Annotated in this window: 14 protein-coding genes; 11 read left to right on the plus strand and 3 right to left on the minus strand. The window is 46.3% G+C overall.

What is annotated here, in order from left to right:
• Positions 1-25: 25 nt before the first annotated feature.
• Positions 26-700 (minus strand): hypothetical protein, encoded by a 675-nt coding sequence (locus ABU165_RS06860; RefSeq protein WP_318059885.1) that lies wholly within the window; start codon positions 698-700, stop codon positions 26-28.
• Positions 701-850: 150 nt separating this feature from the next.
• Between ABU165_RS06860 and ABU165_RS06865 the strand changes: the two genes are divergently transcribed.
• From ABU165_RS06865 to ABU165_RS06875, 3 genes are all read left to right on the plus strand, one after another.
• Positions 851-2,533 (plus strand): alpha/beta hydrolase, encoded by a 1,683-nt coding sequence (locus ABU165_RS06865; RefSeq protein WP_318059886.1) that lies wholly within the window; start codon positions 851-853, stop codon positions 2,531-2,533.
• A 200-nt stretch (positions 2,534-2,733) separates the two neighbouring features.
• Positions 2,734-3,303, plus strand: coding sequence for a 3D domain-containing protein (locus tag ABU165_RS06870; RefSeq protein ID WP_318059887.1), 570 nt, complete (start codon positions 2,734-2,736; stop codon positions 3,301-3,303).
• 486 nt (positions 3,304-3,789) lie between these two features.
• Positions 3,790-5,439 (plus strand): M4 family metallopeptidase, encoded by a 1,650-nt coding sequence (locus tag ABU165_RS06875; protein ID WP_318059888.1) that lies wholly within the window; start codon positions 3,790-3,792, stop codon positions 5,437-5,439.
• Between the two features lie 110 nt (positions 5,440-5,549).
• Here ABU165_RS06875 and ABU165_RS06880 read toward each other — a convergent pair whose 3' ends face one another.
• Positions 5,550-5,702 (minus strand): hypothetical protein, encoded by a 153-nt coding sequence (locus ABU165_RS06880; protein ID WP_009792924.1) that lies wholly within the window; start codon positions 5,700-5,702, stop codon positions 5,550-5,552.
• Between the two features lies 1 nt (position 5,703).
• Positions 5,704-6,942 (minus strand): helix-turn-helix domain-containing protein, encoded by a 1,239-nt coding sequence (locus ABU165_RS06885; protein WP_101549218.1) that lies wholly within the window; start codon positions 6,940-6,942, stop codon positions 5,704-5,706.
• 315 nt (positions 6,943-7,257) lie between these two features.
• On the opposite strand from ABU165_RS06885, the gene ABU165_RS06890 reads away from it, so the two are divergent.
• From ABU165_RS06890 to ABU165_RS06925, 8 genes are all read left to right on the plus strand, one after another.
• Positions 7,258-8,274, plus strand: a complete 1,017-nt coding sequence (locus ABU165_RS06890; protein ID WP_318059993.1) for a TAXI family TRAP transporter solute-binding subunit — start codon at positions 7,258-7,260, stop codon at positions 8,272-8,274.
• A 21-nt stretch (positions 8,275-8,295) separates the two neighbouring features.
• Positions 8,296-10,260, plus strand: coding sequence for a TRAP transporter permease (locus ABU165_RS06895; RefSeq protein WP_318059889.1), 1,965 nt, complete (start codon positions 8,296-8,298; stop codon positions 10,258-10,260).
• Between the two features lie 180 nt (positions 10,261-10,440).
• Entirely contained in the window at positions 10,441-11,169 is a 729-nt protein-coding gene (locus ABU165_RS06900; RefSeq protein WP_101549222.1) for a FadR/GntR family transcriptional regulator, read from the plus strand.
• Between the two features lie 17 nt (positions 11,170-11,186).
• Entirely contained in the window at positions 11,187-12,605 is a 1,419-nt protein-coding gene (locus tag ABU165_RS06905) for an FAD-binding oxidoreductase (RefSeq protein WP_318059890.1), read from the plus strand.
• Positions 12,598-13,890 carry a (Fe-S)-binding protein gene (locus ABU165_RS06910; protein WP_318059891.1) on the plus strand — a complete coding sequence of 431 codons (1,293 nt, stop codon included), beginning with the start codon at positions 12,598-12,600 and terminating at the stop codon, positions 13,888-13,890. The genes ABU165_RS06905 and ABU165_RS06910 overlap by 8 nt, the downstream gene beginning before the upstream one ends.
• Positions 13,891-13,905: 15 nt before the next feature.
• Positions 13,906-15,120: an L-2-hydroxyglutarate oxidase gene (gene lhgO, locus ABU165_RS06915; RefSeq protein WP_318059892.1), complete on the plus strand. Its 1,215-nt coding sequence runs from the start codon at positions 13,906-13,908 to the stop codon at positions 15,118-15,120.
• A gap of 302 nt (positions 15,121-15,422) precedes the next feature.
• On the plus strand, positions 15,423-15,560 hold the full coding sequence (locus ABU165_RS06920; protein ID WP_248137889.1) for a YwzD family small protein: 138 nt from the start codon (positions 15,423-15,425) through the stop codon (positions 15,558-15,560).
• Positions 15,561-15,720: 160 nt separating this feature from the next.
• A complete protein-coding gene (locus tag ABU165_RS06925) occupies positions 15,721-17,001 on the plus strand; it encodes a methyl-accepting chemotaxis protein (protein WP_094768632.1) in 1,281 nt (426 codons plus the stop codon).
• Positions 17,002-17,585 lie beyond the last annotated feature (584 nt).

Genomic DNA, 17,585 nt, shown 5'->3' on the forward strand with positions numbered 1-17,585 from the left:
GTCCGTTTTTTGTCCCAGAGGGTATTCACTGGTTTACCAGGTCGAGTTTTTCTTTAGAAGGAGTCTCGTATTTTAAATTTTTCTGCATATATTCACTTCCATCTTTTCGAATGCTGCTTCTATATGCATACAAGTTCCCGCCAAGAGCATAATTGGTTGTATTCCCCTCTTTAACAATGCCGTATACCCGAAATGTTTCTCCCTTTTCTACATATCTTGCAGGCACCATTTTACCATCTTCATATTTATAGATGGAAAATCCGGATTCCACTGTGGTGACTCTTCCGACCTGCCCTTTTTTCAGTTCCATATTGCCCCACATAACAGGACTTTGGGAAGCATTATTCAATAATGCGAGCTTCCTTTTAGAAGGAGTCTCATATTTAATATAGCTGTCATTGTTATTTCTATCATTTTGAATGACATACATGCTGCCGCCCAGTCCATATAACGGAATAAAACGGATAGTTTTTGTGTTATAAACACGGAATTCTTCGCCAGGCTTAAGCATCCTGACAGGTTCAATATATGATTTCTTTAACTGAAACAGCATAACCTCCTTTATGACTGTCACTTTACCGAGCTGGCCTTTTTTTAACTCTGTTTTTCCCCACATGACAGGTGCAGCAGAGGCTTGGCCGTTGAGAGCAGTGAGTGAAAGTGCTAAAAGACAAAATAGCATCATCATTCTTCTTTTCATTCTATTCCCTCCTTTTTCCATCTATTAAAAAGATAACAAATATAACTAGTAAATTACCAATAATTGTTGGTGGTAAAATTATCTATTTTTGAACTTTTCATCTTTCTTATACGTATAAGAATTGCAGGAAAAAAGAGAAGGAGGAAAATAATGAAACTGCAATCTTATGGGAAGTGGATTTTAGCAGGAATGATCAGTCTGGGGGCTGTTTCGGAAGGCGCATTGCTCTTGGGTGGACCAGTATATGCCCAGGCAGATCAGCAGGATAGCCATAAAGAGAGGGCAAAGGAATTCCTTGCTCTGACTGATTCAGGCAAGTGGAACAATGCACAGGCACTGCTTGGGAGCAATCTTAAAGAATCCCTTTCGAGTGAAGTCTTACAGCAGCTCTGGACAGGACTCCTCGCGCCATTTGGCAGAATAAAGGAGACCAGATTTAAGGAAATCGAAGATAATGGGGTCCATACGAATGTCACTTTCTCTGCAGAAGCAGAAAATGGTGCCTATAATATCGTTATTCGTCTTGATAAAGAAGGAAACATCGATGACTTTTTATTTGATCCGATACAGCCGTCAAATGTTCCTGTTCCCAACTATGACCAACAAAACTATACTGAAAAGGAAATCGTGATCGGAAGCGGCAAGTTCGCACTCCCAGGCTTACTGACGGTTCCAAAAGGAAAAGGACCTTTTCCGACTGTGGTTCTTGTCCATGGGTCAGGAGCCCACGATAAGGATGAGACCATGTATAACTTTAAACCTTTTCGGGATATAGCTGCCGGGCTGGCCAATGAAGGAATTGCTGTTCTCCGTTATGATAAAAGGACCAGGGTGCATGCGGTTAAATCTGCAATGGATCCAAAATTCTCTCTTCAGGAGGAGACTGTTCTCGATGCCAATCTTGCAGTTGAGAGGTTGAAATCTTTAACGGCAGTGAATAAAAAACAGATCTTCATCTTTGGCCACAGCCAGGGAGCCTATGCATCACCCCTAATAATAGAAAATGATAAAAAAGGCGATATAAAAGGCGTCATTAATGCAGCTGGGCCAGCAAGCAAGTTTCAGGATTTGCTGATATGGCAGATGAAAGAGTCTGTGGCGCGGGCAAAGGAAATGAAAGCACCTGAAAATCAAGTACAAACCATGGAGAAGGAGCTGGAATTTTATACAAAGCAATTTAAACTCCTGGAAGATCCAAAGTATACAGAAACCATGGTTCCGCCAGGATTCATGCTGCAGAATCCTTACTGGTGGTTCAGCCTGAGGGATTATAAGCCAGCGGATTTAGCCAAAACGCAGGATGTCCCCATGCTTTTTCTTCAAGGGGAAAAAGATATACAGGTGCCATTGTCTGAATATGAGGCACTTCAGCGGGAACTTAAAAATGTTGAAAACACTGAATTCAAGTCATATCCAAATATGTTCCATATGCTTGCTGACTTTAACGGGGAGCCTAATGGGATAACTGAATATATGAAGCCCGGAAATGTAGCACAAGAGCTGATTCATGATGTTGCAAAGTGGATCAAGGAAGGCAGCATTGGCCCGGGGAAAGAGAAGCAGGGCAAGGAAGTATATTGGGATGGTTTACTGATGAAGAAAGGGCAGATTGGAAAAGTCACTATTAAGAAGCCTATTAATCTTTGGAAAAGAGAAGGCGGCAAGCTGGTGTTTGCCCGTGTGCTGGCAGCAGGAGTTCCATATAGGGTTTACCGATACGATGATCACTTTGGGGGCCAGTATGGATTAGGAGGAGGATATTATGTTACAGATATGGAAGGGTATGTAAGCTATCAAACTCCATCCAAAGCAAAGCTGAAGGAATTAGAATAGACTAGTTAAAGCCGTTACCGCCTTAGCCTTGGCTGTCTCGGCTTTTTTTGCGCATCTGGGCCTTAAGCGGCTCGATCTGTTATATTACAAAAACACACTTCAGCATCATATTTTGTAACACAATTAGCAATCTATTGAAATATTCCTGTTACCTTTAACTGTTAACATGTTCCTATGAAAGAAGTTAAAGGAGAATCGGTTTGAAAAAAATACTATTAGCACTTACAGCATCTATTGTTTTGTCCTTTGGATTTTCAACCGCCACTTTTGCCTCTGGAAATACATATCAAGTTAAGAAAGGTGACACGCTTTGGGCAATCGCAAAAAAGCATCATGTCACAGTTCAGCAAATCAAGACTTGGAATAAGCTTAGTTCAGATACAATTAAAATAAACCAAAAGCTGGCAATTGCAGCCTCTGCCCCCGCCTCTTCTGTAAAATCGGCCAAGGCTCCTGCACCTGCCAAAAAAGCTACTTATAAAGAAATCACTGTGAAAGCCACTGCTTATACTGCCAGCTGCAAAGGCTGCAGCGGCATCACCGCCACAGGTTTAAATTTAAAGAAAAATTCCGGCCTTAAGGTAATTTCAGTAGATCCGAAGATTATCCCGCTCGGTACAAAAGTGTATGTACCCGGCTATGGAGAAGCTGTCGCTGCTGACAAAGGTTCCTCTGTAAAAGGCAATAAGATTGATGTGTTCATTCCAAACCGCCAGCAGGCCCTGCAGTGGGGCAGCAAAACGGTAAAAATTAAAGTATATGCAAACTGACAGATGAGCCTCTATAAGGCTCTTTTTTTTGTTTGGACACTCTTATTTATTAATAAGTGCTTTGATGCATACATGTTCAATTTCCCGGCTAAATAAGTATCAACAAATAAATTAGTATAATTTGGTTTTTTCTCAGAGCTAAGTACCCAATCAATTTAATGTCTATTACTAATATTTAGGGGGGGATTATTAATAAATATGGGGAAAAAATGATAGATCAAATCGCGGGAAAATATGTAATTAGGTTTCTTTATGGTTAAAGGGGATTATAAAAGGCTCAAAAAGCAGCCTTTTTTGCATCATTTCTATTATTTTATTTGGGAAACTTTTTGCTGCTTTTTTAGTTTTTCTATCAAGTTGAAGAGAATTCCCCAGCTGGGTACATTGATTGATTGCTGGCAGGCATTTTCGAGAATAGAATTATCCCTAACACGTGTAGCAATGGATTAGCTGGTCCTAAATAATAGCTGAAAAGGGGATAATTTTATGCCAAAAAAGTTAACAGCAATCGTACTCGGAACTTCTTTAGCCTTCAGTGCCGCATTTCCGGCAGCCACTGCATTCGGTCTATCTCCTTCAGAAAAAATCCAGAACCAGATGGAGCTTAAGCAGAAGCAGGCGGAAAAAGGCAAGCATGCCCCCAAGTTCATAGCAGGGAAGCTCTCAAAAAAGAAGATTAACAATCAAAATGAGGTCAAGCAATTCATCCAGGAAAATAAAGATCTCTTTAAAGTGGACCCTGCAAAGGAGCTGACTTTACTGGAGACCCAGACAGATGATCTTGGCATGAAGCATTATAAATTCTCTCAGTCTATCAATGGGGTGCCGGTAGAGGGAGCGATTTTCCGGGTGCACACGGATAAAAATAATGACGTAACGGCAGCGACCGGGCAATTATATGAAGATGCTTCCGAAAAGGTGACAGACACAAAAGCTTCAATCAGCAAAAAAGAAGCGGTTGATCTTGCCTGGAAAAATATCAATCTGACAGAAGAGGATACAAAAGGCAGCGACCAGGCTGTGCCTGCTGACCTCCAGAAAGCCGGCAAAAAGAGTGAAGTGAAAAATACGCATGTGAAAAATGACCTTGTGATCCATGAAAAGGACGGGGAGTATACGCTCGCTTACAAGGTCCAGCTGCAGTTCATTGAGCCGTATGGGGCGAACTGGCAGATCTTTGTCGACGCGAAGAACGGCCATATTGTCGAAGCTTATAATGCTGTGGCTGATGCGGCTGCAACCGGGACAGGCACAGGCGTGACCGGCGGCTCCAAAACATTGAATACTTATTCTTCAGGCGGAACTTATTACTTATATGATGTTACAAAGCCAATGAATGGAGTCATTGAAACCTTCACTGCCAATAACGGATCCTCCCTGCCAGGCTCGCGTTCCGCCGACAGCAATAATGCATGGACTGCGACCAATCAAAGGGCGGATGTGGATGCACATTATTACGCCGGAAAGGTCTATGATTATTTTAAAAACACACATAACCGCAACAGCTTTGACAATAATGGGGCAACCATCCGATCAACGGTCCATTACGGATCACGCTATAATAATGCGTTCTGGAACGGTTCGCAGATGGTGTATGGAGACGGTGATGGCTCCCAATTTACCTCTCTCTCTGGAGCCCTTGATGTAGTGGCCCATGAAATCACCCACGCGGTCACTGAAAGGACGGCCAATCTGCAGTACCAGTATCAGTCTGGTGCTCTGAACGAGTCCTTCTCCGATGTGTTTGGATATTTCCTTGATCCAGGCGACTTCCTGATGGGTGAGGATGTGTACACCCCTGGCCGTTCCGGCGATGCCCTCCGCAGCATGTCCAACCCGACATTGTACGGGCAGCCTGAGCATATGAACCAGTATGTGAACACAAGCTCCGATAATGGAGGCGTCCATATCAACAGCGGAATCCCGAATAAAGCTGCCTACTATACAATCAGCAGCATCGGCAAGGCCCAGGCCGAAAAAATCTACTACCGTGCCCTGACTGTCTATCTGACACCGACGAGCAATTTCAGCTATGCACGCGCAGCGCTCCTGCAGTCTGCCGCAGATTTATATGGAAGCGGAAGCTCTGCTTATAATGCAGTCAGAACTGCCTGGGACAATGTAGGGGTCTATTAAAAGCCGAATACCGGTTAGTTCTTCAATCAGAAGAAGAGCTGCTTCCAGTGAGAAGCAGCTCTTTTCCTGTGACTTGAGGGATATGCGTGGGGAAGATAGTAGAGGGGGTATCAGCTGTCTTCCTTCAAAGGAGGCTGAATGGGACGATCATCAGGATTTTCAGATGCAGCAAAGGAGCTTTTAGCGTCCGGGGGAGCTGCATCACCGTAATGAACCAGCAAACCCAAAGCGGCAATCAGCAGAAACAGATATTTTTTCTTCATTTTACTGTAATTCCTCCCTGTACTTTGAGATATATTGAATTGCCTTTTCGTACTCGCCATGATGAATCAGATGCCTTGCAAGCACCTGATAGAATTCCTCCAGCTCATTCTCGTGCTCATCGGTCTTTTCAAGAAAAGGCAGGAGCCTTTCCTGCAAAAACTCTATAGCCTTGCTTTCATCTGCAAAACTGGTGAGGTGATAATGGGACATCAGCTCATACTTTCTGGAGCTGGCTTTCTGTGCAAGCAGTTTCAGTTTTTCAAAATGCTTTCTGCTGTCATTGTCGCCGAGTTTGTGAAGAGTCTCGGCATATGAATACAGACTGATCAAATAGTTGGACGACTCAACCGGATGAAGGGCCAGGCTTTTTTTGTAATACAATGATGCCTTCTTCAGGTCATTGGTCCTTCTGTACAGATAGCCCATATTATGGTAAATCTGCGGCAGCAGGGCTGTCTCGATCTTCAGCGCTTCAATGTTCCTGAGCAGATGCCTGAAGCACTCGGCTGCCTCATGATAAATGCCTGCGTGGGTATAATTGATGCCCAGCAGCATCAGGGTGTGCAGAATCCGCTTGAAATTGAACTGGTCTGAAAAATGTCCCAGTGCTTTCTTTCCATAGTGGACGGCTGCCCCTGACTCTTCCTTCATGCTTTTGACAAGTCCGTAATGGTAAAACAAATCCCCGGCTCCGATGGCGCTTTCCTTCACTTTATCCTCAATCAGGGTGCTGAGGATATTGTCTGCTTTTTCCAGCTGACCTGTCTGTATTAAAGATAACGCATTAAAGTAGCTGTATAAATAGGTTTCATGTTGGGAAAAATTCTTTTTTATCTTGCCTAGATGCTCTCTCTGAGCCGCTGCTCCATTTATATCTCCGACGAAGATAAGATAGCGGTATTTCCAGAGAGAATAGTAGTTTATGTAAGGAGTAAAGGTGATCAGCTCTTCTGCTTTAGACAGGGTTTGGAATGCTGCTTCTGCCTGTTCCTTTTGATAGTAGATCAGCTTGGTGATAAAATCCTCGATCATACTCCCGAACTGTTCCTGCTTATCTTCTGCCTGCTGTAAAGTGATGCCAAGCTTGTTCAGCAATAAGTCGATCGTGCCATCATGGGCTTCTTTGGAGTTGTTTTCTATCTTGCTAAGGTGGGAGATGGAGCAGACACCTTGGGCCAATTCCCTCTGGGTCATCCCTTTCTTTGTCCGGTAATACTTGATAAGCGCTCCGGTTCTCATGCTTTTACCTCCTACTTTTCCCGTAGGAATAGTATACCAGCAAAGGGGAATAAGTGTAAGAATATTCTATTAATCAAACGTTTGATTAATAGAAGGTTGCGGTTTTAGAGGGTGTGTGGGTCTTTGGTCCATCATACAATAATAGGTAAAAAGTTACAATTGCATAAAGTTGGGAAAATTTTTCGGATAGTGGTGCCTGGTACAGCCGGGTGCCACTTATTTAATTTTGTGAATTTTCTTTGAATAATTCTTGTAATATTGTATACTTGTAATACAAGTTTTGAAGCGCTTACATATTGAGGAGGCTGATGTTTGTTGGTGAGCAGAAAATGGAAAGCGATTATTTCTATAGTCATCCTGGCGGCTGCGGCTGTAGTGGGAGTACGAACCGCAGAGGGCAATAAGGACAAGACCTTTGTTTCCGTTGCAACGGCTTCGACGGGCGGGACCTATTATCCGATCGGGGTTGGGATGGCGAATGTCTGGAGCAGCCATTTGAAGGATGAGAAAGTGCAGGCGAGCGGCCAGTCTTCCGCAGGTTCGATTGAAAATATTGAATTACTTCGGGATGGGGAAGCACAGCTCGCTATTCTGCAGGGCTTGATTTCTACCCAGGCCTATGAGGGTCAGGACACGTTTAAAGGCAAGCGCTATAAGGATTTGCGCACAATCGCCATGCTTTGGCCGAATGTCGAACATTTTGTGCTGATGGACAATAAGGTAAAGACCGGCACCATTGAAGATATCGATGGGACAAGCTTCTCTGTCGGACCGCAGGCAAGCGGTACAGAGCAGTCGACTCTTGTCATGATGGAAGGCATGAATCTGACGAAAAAGAATATTTCTCCTGAGTATCTTGGATACAGCGATACTGTTTCCGCGATGCGCGACGGACGCCTTGATGGGGGATCGCTGCCGGCGGGCATCCCGATTTCCGCTGTGACGGATATGTATGCGAGCAATGTGAAAGCATCCGTTCTTGAAGTGACAGATGAGCAGCTGGAGAAGATCAATGCGGTTTCAAACAGCTGGTACCGATTTACCATTCCAGCAGGCACGTACCCTCGTGTAGATAAGGACATCCAGACGATTGCCCAGCCTAATCTGCTGTCGACGACCAGGGAAATGGATGAGGATACCATCTATCTTTTGACAAAGACTTTATATGAAAACCTGGATGAAATGTATGAAGTGCACAGCTCTGCGAAAAATATGACGCTTGAAACGGCTTTGGATGGGGTCACAGTGCCGCTCCATGCCGGTGCTTACCGGTATTTTAAAGAAGCGGGCGCGGATATACCGGAGGAATTAATACCGCCTGAAGCAAAATAAATGTGAAATGGAGGAATGACCATGACGAAACCTGAATCGACTACTGCTGCACCGGCGGCATTGGATAAGGAGGCTGGCGGCGGTGTGCGCTCGCTCTCCGGTCCTTACCGGAAGGTTGCCGCTGCCGTCGCCGTCCTGTTTTCTGTATTTGCCATCTATACAAACGGTTTGTCCAATATCCAGGAAATCTACCGGAACCTGATTTTCCTGGGTTTGCTGCTGATTCTTACCTTCTTCTTTTATCCGGCAGGTGAAAAGTCAAGGAAAGACCGGTTTGGCCCGGCAGACTATCTTTTTATACTGCTTGCAGCAGCAGGGCTCGGCTATCTGCTGCTGAATTATACAACCATCCACGTGGACCGCGGATCACAGCCGATCATGGTGGATTATATCTTCGCAGGAATCACGATCATTGTGCTGCTTGAAGCTGCAAGGCGGGCGGTCGGGATATTCATCCCGGTGCTCTGCCTCATTGCTATCGTCTATGCTTTATTTGGCACCTATTTTCCATGGATCTTCGGGCATGCAGGATTCTCTTTGGAGCGTCTGCTGTATCGCCTGTATATGACTACAGAAGGCGTCCTGGGATTGACTCTTTCTACGGCCTCGACCTTTATTGTCATGTTCATCCTGTTTGGCGCATTCCTTTCTGTAAGCGGCGCGACCCAGCTTTTCAATGATCTGGCACTTGCGATTGCCGGAAGGAAGAGGGGCGGACCTGCACAGGTTGCCGTCATTTCAAGTGCTTTGACAGGCTCTCTGAGCGGCTCGGCGGTTGCCAATGTAGCCACTACCGGCGCTTTTACCATTCCGTTGATGAAGTCGATCGGCCTGAAGCCAAAATTTGCCGGAGCTGTTGAGGCAGCTGCGTCTACGGGCGGAATGATCATGCCGCCGATCATGGGGGCAGCGGCCTTCATCATGGCCGGATTCCTTGGCATTTCATATACAACGGTCATTCTTGCTGCCATCATTCCGAGCTTTCTCTATTATATAGCGCTCATTTTTGCCATTGACCTTGAAGCAAAGAAGCAGGGCCTTAAGGGTATTTCAAAGGAAAACATCCCGAACGTGGTGCAGATATTAAAGGACCGCGGTGTCCTGCTTATCCCGATCATTGTTGTTATTGGAACACTGCTTGCCGGGAAAACGGCATTGTTTGCCGGTTTCGCGGGCATCGGCTCTGTCATTGTAGCAAGCTGGCTGACACGCGATAAGTCTTCGAGGATCACATTTAAAAAGACCATTGAAGCGTTCATTGAAGGCGGAAAAGGAACAATCCAGGTCGGCATCGCCTGTGCCGCCATCGGCATCATCATCTGCGTAGTAACGATGACAGGGGTCGGATCTACACTTGCCTACAATATTGTTGAACTGACTGGAGGAGCTTTATGGCTCATCCTGATTGTGGTTATGCTGACTTGCATCGTGCTGAGCATGGGGCTGCCATCCACAGCGCTATATATCGTCGTAGCAGTAACAGCCGCTCCTGCCCTTGTTGAAGCAGGCGTCAATCCGATCGCAGCCCACTTCTTTGTTTTCTGGTTCGGCGCATTATCGAATATAACGCCGCCGGTGGCTCTTGCCTCTTACACAGCGGCAGGGCTGGCAGGCGCGAATGCTATGAAAACGTCGTGGGAAGCGCTCCGGATTTCGCTTCCGGGATTCATCATCCCGTTTATGATTGCCTATAACCCGATCCTTCTGCTGCAGCCATCAGCCGAAGGGGAGACGGTATCTGCTCTGTCTGTGATCCTGGTTGTAATTACAAGCACGATCGGCATTTACGCCCTGGCCAGCTCTCTCGGGAACTATCTGTTCGGAAAGCTGTCACTCGTTGAAAGGATCTTCTTCCTGGCAGGTGCACTCCTGCTGATCAAGCCTGGCTTGATGACAGATATCACCGGCCTGGCCATCTGCTCGGCTGCCGTCATCTTCCACCTTATCAGGATTAAAAAGAACAGCTCATTTGGAGTACCCGCATAAACAAAAAACTGCCCGTGCCAGGCACCGGAAATGGACATTTGTCCACGGACGGTGTCAGGCACGGGCAATTATTTTTTGAATTGTCGAACTTTTATTTGATTAAGAATCAGTTTGTTGTATACTTGTATTACAAGTTAATTCTATCGATCTATTTTTTTATTAAAAAAAGGGAGCGCTTACATGATAACTCCGATTGAAAGAAAGAAGGTTTCAGCGCAAATATTGGATGAGCTGAAAAGGATGATTAAGGATAAGGAATTCCCGGCAGACAGCAAGCTGCCGTCAGAGAATGAGCTGGCAAAAATGTTCGGGGTCAGCCGTTCGCCGATCAGGGAGGCTTTAAGGGTGCTTGAGGCAGGCGGGCTTGTGGAGTCAAGGCAGGGCGGCGGCAGCTATGTCCGTGAAGTCAATCTGGCGAACATGCTGGATTCAGTCACGTTTGAAATGATATCGATTGACCAGGTGTATGACCTGCTGGAGATGAGGACGGTTGTGGAAACTGAGGCAGCCGCATTTGCCGCTTTGAGGGCTTCATCAGAAGAAGTGGAGAAAATAAAGGATGCACTTGATGCTTTTGCAGCAAAAATGGAGGATGACCAATCCATCGGGTCGGAAGCAGATTTTCAGTTTCACCATGAAATCGTGAAGGCATCCCATAATCCGTTCCTGCTGCAATCGGTTGAAAGTCTGCGGGAGCTTTACCAGCGTTCGCTCAATTTTTCCCTGAAGCAGAATATCGGAAGAGCCAGAAAGAGAAAGCAAGTCTATGAGGAGCATCTGAAAATCTATGAAGCGATTATGGAAGGGAATGATAAGGCGGCGGCCTATTTTATGAAGCGCCATCTGATCAATGCCCGCATTAAGCTCGGAGACAAGCGGATTGAGCCGCTGAGCGAGCATATGGAATAGAGGAAAGGAGGATCATCATGGCAGATATCCCTTTTGATTGCCTGCAAAAGCTGAAAGAGCTGATGGGCAGCCCGAAGAGGGTGCTTGAAGAAGAAGCAGATTTGTTCAGCTTTTCCTACGATGCCTCGTTCGGCACCTACAGGCCTGACCTGGTTCTGCAGCCGGTGACAGCAGAAGAAACAGCGGGCATCGTCAGGCTTGCGAATGAATATAAGGTCCCATTGTATCCGCGTGGAAGGGGAACCTCCCTGAGCGGCGGCCCGCTTGCTGTGCGCGGCGGGATTGTGCTCGATTTTTCACTGTGGAACGATAAGCTTGAGATCTTCCCTGATGATATGGTGGCTGTTGTGTCCCCAGGAGTGCTGACGTCAATGATTAATGATGAAGCCGGCAAGTTCGGGCTAATGTACCCGCCTGATCCGAGCAGCGCCCATGTCTCGACCATCGGCGGCAATCTGGCCGAGAATTCCGGCGGTCCGCGCGGCTTGAAATACGGGGTGACCAAGGATTATGTCATCGGGCTTGAATTTGTGACACCCGAGGGTGAAATCATCCGGACAGGCGGCAGGACGGTAAAGAACGTAACAGGCTATGACCTGACCAAGCTGATCGTCGGCTCGGAAGGTACGCTTGGCATCATTACAGAAGCGGTGCTGAAGCTGATTCCGAAGCCTGCGGCTACAAAGACGGCGCTCATCAGCTTCCAAGATCTCGTTAGTTCCGGCCGGGCAATTTCAAAGGTGCTGACCTCAGGTATCCTTCCTTCCAAAATGGAAATCATGGATCAGGCCTCTGTGCTGGCGGTGGAGCAATATGAGCCGCTTGGACTGCCGCTTGATGCCGAAGCTGTATTGCTATTGGAGCTTGATGGCCACCCGCTGGCGATTGAAGAAGAAATGAAGGTTGTGCGCGAGATGTGTACGGCAACCGGCGCATCTGATGTTAGAATAGCCGGAAACAAGGCAGAGGAACAGGAGCTGTGGCGGGCAAGAAAGCTGGTGTCCCCTGCCATCGTCCGCATTAAGCCGACGAAGATATCCGAGGATGCCACCGTCCCCCGCAGCAAAATACCTGATATGTTTGCGAGGCTGAAGGAGATCCGGGACCGGTTTGGGATCCATCTTGTAGTCTTCGGACATGCAGGCGATGGCAATCTCCATCCGAATATCATAGCTGACCAGCGGGACAGCGAGGAGATGAAAAGGGTGGAGCAGGCGGTGGAAGAAATTTTTAAAGCGGCGGTGGAGCTTGGAGGTACGCTGTCAGGCGAGCACGGCATCGGTGTCATGAAGTCGCCATTTATGGAAATGGAGCTTGGGAAGGCAGGGTTGGATATGATGAAGCGGATTAAAGAGGCATGGGACCCAAATAATATCATGAACCCGGGAAAGATTTTCCCTGAGCCAGGACAAAGGCTAGTGCTGCATAATGGCTGAACAGACCAATGTCCTCGAGAAGCTCGCTTATGCCGAAACCTTCAGCTGTGTGCAATGCGGCTATTGCCTCCCTTCCTGTCCGACTTATACAACGATGGAAAAAGAAACCCACTCGCCGAGAGGGAGAATCAATTTGGTCAAGATGGCGGCAGAGGGCCGGATCTCGATCGAAGATATGGCCGGGCCGATGGAGCTGTGCCTCGGCTGCCGGGCCTGTGAGCCTGCCTGCCCGACCAATGTTCAATATGGGCGCATTTTGGAATCGGCTCTTGATGCGGTATCAGAGCATCGGAAGGGCAAGGAAGCTTTTAAGGAAAAAGCACTCAAAAAGCTTGTCTTCGACTACATATTCCCGAACAGGCCGATGCTGAAATTCATGGGATCCGGCCTGAAAATCTATCAGACTCTTAAAGCAGATGTGCTTTTAAGGGAAATGAAGCTGCTGCACCTGCTGCCTGAATCAATGCGGAATCTGGAAAAGGTGATGCCTAAAGCAGAAGGCGGGAGACGCAGGCAGCATGTGCTTCGGTATGGGGAGGCCAAGCCTAAGTACAGGATCGGTTTTTTTGCCGGCTGTGTGATGGATGCTGTTTTTTCCAAGGTGAATGATTTGAGCATGAAGCTTTTGGCAGCAGCCGGCTGTGAGGTTGTTTTTATTGATGAGCAGACCTGCTGCGGGGCGCTCCATCAGCATAGCGGCGAGCGCGAGAAGACGGTGGAGCTGGCAAAAAGGAATATTGCGGCCTTTGAAAAATATGAAGTTGATTATGTGATTAACAGTATTGGCGGCTGTGGTGCCGCCCTTGTGGAATATCATCATTTGTTTGAAGCGGACAGCAGCTGGCATGAGAGGGCCAAAGCTTTTGCCGCTAAATGCAAGGATATCAGTGTCCTCCTCGACAGGCTGGAGCTTCCTTTCCGGCAGGAAATCAGGGGTAAGGCAGTCTATCAGCCGTCCTGCCACCTGAAAAATGTCCAGCGGGTTGCGAGTGAGCCTGTCAGCCTGATCCATAAGGTTCCCGGATTGGACTACAGGCCATTTCCGGAGATGGATATGTGCTGCGGCTCGGCCGGCATTTATAATATTGTGCACTATGAGGAGTCAATGGAGATTTTGGACAGGAAGATGGGGAATGTCCAGAAGGCGGGACCTGATTTGATCATTAGCACGAATCCGGGCTGCCATCTGCAGATGCTGCTTGGAGTAGAGCGGGAAGGGCTCCAGGGGCAGGTAAGGGTCCTCCATCTTGTCGAACTGCTGGCGGAAGCCTGCGGCATTAACTAGGAAAGGTGTGGCGGAATGTACGATTATATTATTGTAGGCGCAGGAATCGTCGGCCTTTCAGTCGGCATGGCTATATATGAAAAAAATCCTGATGCAAAGGTGATCCTTCTTGAAAAGGAAAAGAAGGTTGCCGCCCATCAGACCGGCCATAACAGCGGAGTAATCCACTCAGGCATCTATTATAAGCCGGGCAGCTATAAGGCCAGGTTTGCCAGGCAGGGCAACCGTTCAATGGCCGAGTTTTGTGAGACTCATAACATCGACCATGATATCTGCGGAAAAGTGATTGTGGCTTCGAATGAGAGGGAGCTGCCATTGCTTGAAGATCTTTATCAGCGCGGCCTGCAGAACGAGCTGGCGGTCCGGAAGCTGACGAGGGAAGAGCTGAAAGAGAAAGAACCGTATGTAAACGGGCTGGAAGCCATTCATGTTCCGATGGCCGGAATCGTCAACTATGGGAAGGTTTCAGAGAAGATGGGCGAGATCATCCGCCGGCATGGCGGGGAAATCAAGCTTTCCAATGAAGTGAGGAGCATCACAGAGCTGAAGGATGAAGTGGCGGTTGAGACAGACAGGGAAACAGTAAAGGGAAGGTATCTGATCAATTGCGCCGGATTGCAGAGCGACCGGATCGCAAGACTTGCAGGGTACCATGTCGACCTGAAAATCGTTCCTTTCCGCGGCGAATATTACAAGCTGAAGGAAGAAAAAAAGGGGCTCGTCAATAATCTGATCTATCCGGTCCCAAATCCGAATTTCCCATTCCTGGGCGTCCACTTCACCAGGATGATCGGCGGGGCTGTCGATGTCGGCCCCAATGCGGTGCTGAGCCTAAAGCGGGAAGGCTATAAAAAGACCGACTTTCACCTGAGGGATTTTGCCGAAGTCATGGGCTATCCTGGCTTCTGGAAGATTGCTTCTAAATATATGAAGGAAGGGCTCGATGAAATGGTTCGTTCTTTCAGCAAGAAAAAGTTTGTAGAGAACGTCCAGCAGCTGATGCCGGATATCCAGGAGGACGACCTTGTCCCGGCAGAAGCCGGTGTCCGCGCCCAGGCACTCCAAAGCGACGGCAGCCTTGTTGATGACTTTTTCATCGTTAACGGAAAAAGCAGCATTCATGTCTGCAATGCCCCGTCACCGGCAGCCACAGCCTCTATTGAAATTGGCAGAGAAATCGTACGGAAGATTCCGGCGCTGCAGGGAGGGCAGTCCCTTGTCACACTTTAATGCAGGTGAGACTGAGGTGCCAGGTTCTTTGTTCCAATTGCGTTAAGGTTAAATTATCCAAACAGCTTGCAGCACAAGGATCTGCCGGCTGCTTTGGACAGAATACTTGGCGGATTGTTGCAGCAGCCGAAAAATTGTAAAGAAACTTCTATGTATTTTACATCTTTCTGTTACTTTGTCCTGATAGAATGGCTGTATAAGGAACAGAGATCAAATGTTTCTATAAAAATACTGATATACAATTTATTACAAAAATTCTATGATTAAACCATCTTTTTAAAGAAGGACTATAAGGTGACAGAATGGCTAAAGATGAACAATTTGTCCAAGTGCTCCAATATGCCTTGGACAAGGCGCAGGAAGAGCAGAAGCTCACTGTGGCCGAGCTGATGGAAGAGATTACAGAAAAGCTGAAGCTGGTGGTTAAGAAAAATGAATAGATATGATTGGAGCGGCCTCTGTTTTGAGAGCCGTTTTTTTTTATGCTTAAGAATACAAAGGTGTCGATCACTAGATTTTTTTTCGCTGGCCTAAATTTTTCCACTGCTATTCCGATATACTTATTAAGGATTATATTTTATAAGGGAATAGGGGAGAAAAATGGGGCAGAAAAAGAATGATATTGTAAAGAAAATAATGATTTATATGGTTAATGTCATTATACAGGCTGTAATTTCGGGTGTAATAATTATTGGTGTTTATTCACTTATATTCAACAAATCTTTTCTGTCTGCAGAGTCCTTGGTCCTTCAGCTGCTTATCATTGTTGGATTTGTTCTTTCAGGCTTCATCAATTTTACTTCCTACGCAAAACCTTTTAACGAAATTCAGAGGTTTGTTGAACGAGTAAGCCAAGGGGATTTATCACGTCCGGCTGACATTAAGCTCCTGGGTCCGCTGAGGAGCATTTTCCCGCCCCTGGAGCATATGAGAAACGGTCTGCAGGAGCTGCTTGCCGGAGTCAAGCAAACAGGGGGTACCGTATCACAATCTTCAAGCGTACTGGAACAGAAGATCATTGCAACAAATGCCAGTTTACAAGAAATAAAAGCTCAAATCAGTGATTTTCAAAAAACAGTTGATCTTCAGCTGCAATCCACTAAGGAAGTCGCAGTAACGATGGATGAAATGGCTGTCGGTGTGGGAAACACAGCAGAAACTTCCAGCCTGGTCAATCAGGCTTCATCTGAAACGGCAAACCTTGCTACCTCAGGAAAGCAGCAGGTGCTGGATGCTGCTGAGAAAATGAATGGCATCGACCAATCATTCAATCAGCTGGAGCATGCTATAAACGGTTTCATAGAAGGTTCTAAAAAAATTGCAGTCATTATTAAGGATATATCCGATATTGCAGGGCAAACCAACCTGCTGGCGCTAAATGCCAGCATTGAAGCGGCACGTGCAGGTGAGCATGGAAAGGGCTTTGCTGTGGTCGCGCAGGAAGTAGGCAACCTGGCAAGCCAAACTAACCAGTCAGCATCCAATATTTCTGAAATCATACAGCAAATCCAAACGGATGCAGATGCAACATCTGCTGCCATGACAAAGACCAACCAGGATGTAAGCAGCGGAAAGTATTCAATAGATGCAGTAGTTCAATCTTTTGAGAATATCTTAGGTTCTGTTGATAATACAAATGGGAGAATCCAGGAAATTTCCGCTGTGAGCGAACAGATGGCAGCGGGAAGCGAGGAAGTGGCAGCCAGCATCGAGGATCTTTCTAGCCAGTTCCAGGTGGTTACTGAGCGATTGATGGAACTTATCTCGAACATCGATCAGCAGACAGAAGATATGGACATGGTGAAGGTTGAGTCTGTGGATCTTAATAAAGCTGCTGTAAACCTGGATGGCCTGCTGGGAAAATTTAAAGTAGAAGAATAAAAGAAAGCCAGTGACTTAATTAAGTAGTTCAGATAATGTGGAGAAATATAAAATACAGCCAAAATAATTACGTTTTCGTAAATGAAAAGCATGGGAAGAATTAACAATACAATTATCTAACAAAAAAAGCTTGGGATATCCCAGGCTTTTTTAATTTAAAAGTTTTGTTCTTATTCAATTAACGCACCCAATCGCTGAATAGTTGAATAGGCGGTTTCCCTCTAAACGTTTGCATTCTTACACAATGAAACCAGGTCCCCTTCTAACTGAGATATATAGGGGGAAATTTACTTTACTTTTTTTCCAAAACCACTTCTGATCTGCATTTAAAAGTAAACTGTCCCTTTATTATTCCATTACTGGGTACTCACTCATCAGCGTCCCCTCTGTTGTATCCGCTAAGAGCAATTATTTGCTATATAGTTTTCTTGGAGAAGATTTAAATCACATTCTAATAGCAGTAAAATAGCACCCTAAATTGCACTTTAAAGATAGTTATTGCCAAGTGTTATTTGGGATGCTAATTGCTATGCTATTTTAGTGTTGCTATCTTATCAATATTGATAAAACAACATAAACAACCA

It is taken from the genome of Cytobacillus sp. T106 (assembly GCF_040492155.1).
Lineage (GTDB): Bacteria > Bacillota > Bacilli > Bacillales > Cytobacillaceae > Bacillus_AB > Bacillus_AB infantis.

Excerpts from the sequence above, each read along its gene's own strand:
- ABU165_RS06860 (WP_318059885.1), bottom strand. The coding sequence starts at position 700 with ATGAAAAGAAGAATGATGATGCTATTTTGTCTTTTAGCACTTTCACTC.
- ABU165_RS06865 (WP_318059886.1), top strand. The coding sequence starts at position 851 with ATGAAACTGCAATCTTATGGGAAGTGGATTTTAGCAGGAATGATCAGT.
- ABU165_RS06875 (WP_318059888.1), top strand. The coding sequence starts at position 3,790 with ATGCCAAAAAAGTTAACAGCAATCGTACTCGGAACTTCTTTAGCCTTC.
- ABU165_RS06880 (WP_009792924.1), bottom strand. The coding sequence starts at position 5,702 with ATGAAGAAAAAATATCTGTTTCTGCTGATTGCCGCTTTGGGTTTGCTG.
- ABU165_RS06885 (WP_101549218.1), bottom strand. The coding sequence starts at position 6,942 with ATGAGAACCGGAGCGCTTATCAAGTATTACCGGACAAAGAAAGGGATG.
- ABU165_RS06895 (WP_318059889.1), top strand. The coding sequence starts at position 8,296 with ATGACGAAACCTGAATCGACTACTGCTGCACCGGCGGCATTGGATAAG.
- ABU165_RS06900 (WP_101549222.1), top strand. The coding sequence starts at position 10,441 with ATGATAACTCCGATTGAAAGAAAGAAGGTTTCAGCGCAAATATTGGAT.
- ABU165_RS06905 (WP_318059890.1), top strand. The coding sequence starts at position 11,187 with ATGGCAGATATCCCTTTTGATTGCCTGCAAAAGCTGAAAGAGCTGATG.
- ABU165_RS06910 (WP_318059891.1), top strand. The coding sequence starts at position 12,598 with ATGGCTGAACAGACCAATGTCCTCGAGAAGCTCGCTTATGCCGAAACC.
- lhgO (WP_318059892.1), top strand. The coding sequence starts at position 13,906 with ATGTACGATTATATTATTGTAGGCGCAGGAATCGTCGGCCTTTCAGTC.
- ABU165_RS06920 (WP_248137889.1), top strand. The coding sequence starts at position 15,423 with ATGGCTAAAGATGAACAATTTGTCCAAGTGCTCCAATATGCCTTGGAC.
- ABU165_RS06925 (WP_094768632.1), top strand. The coding sequence starts at position 15,721 with ATGGGGCAGAAAAAGAATGATATTGTAAAGAAAATAATGATTTATATG.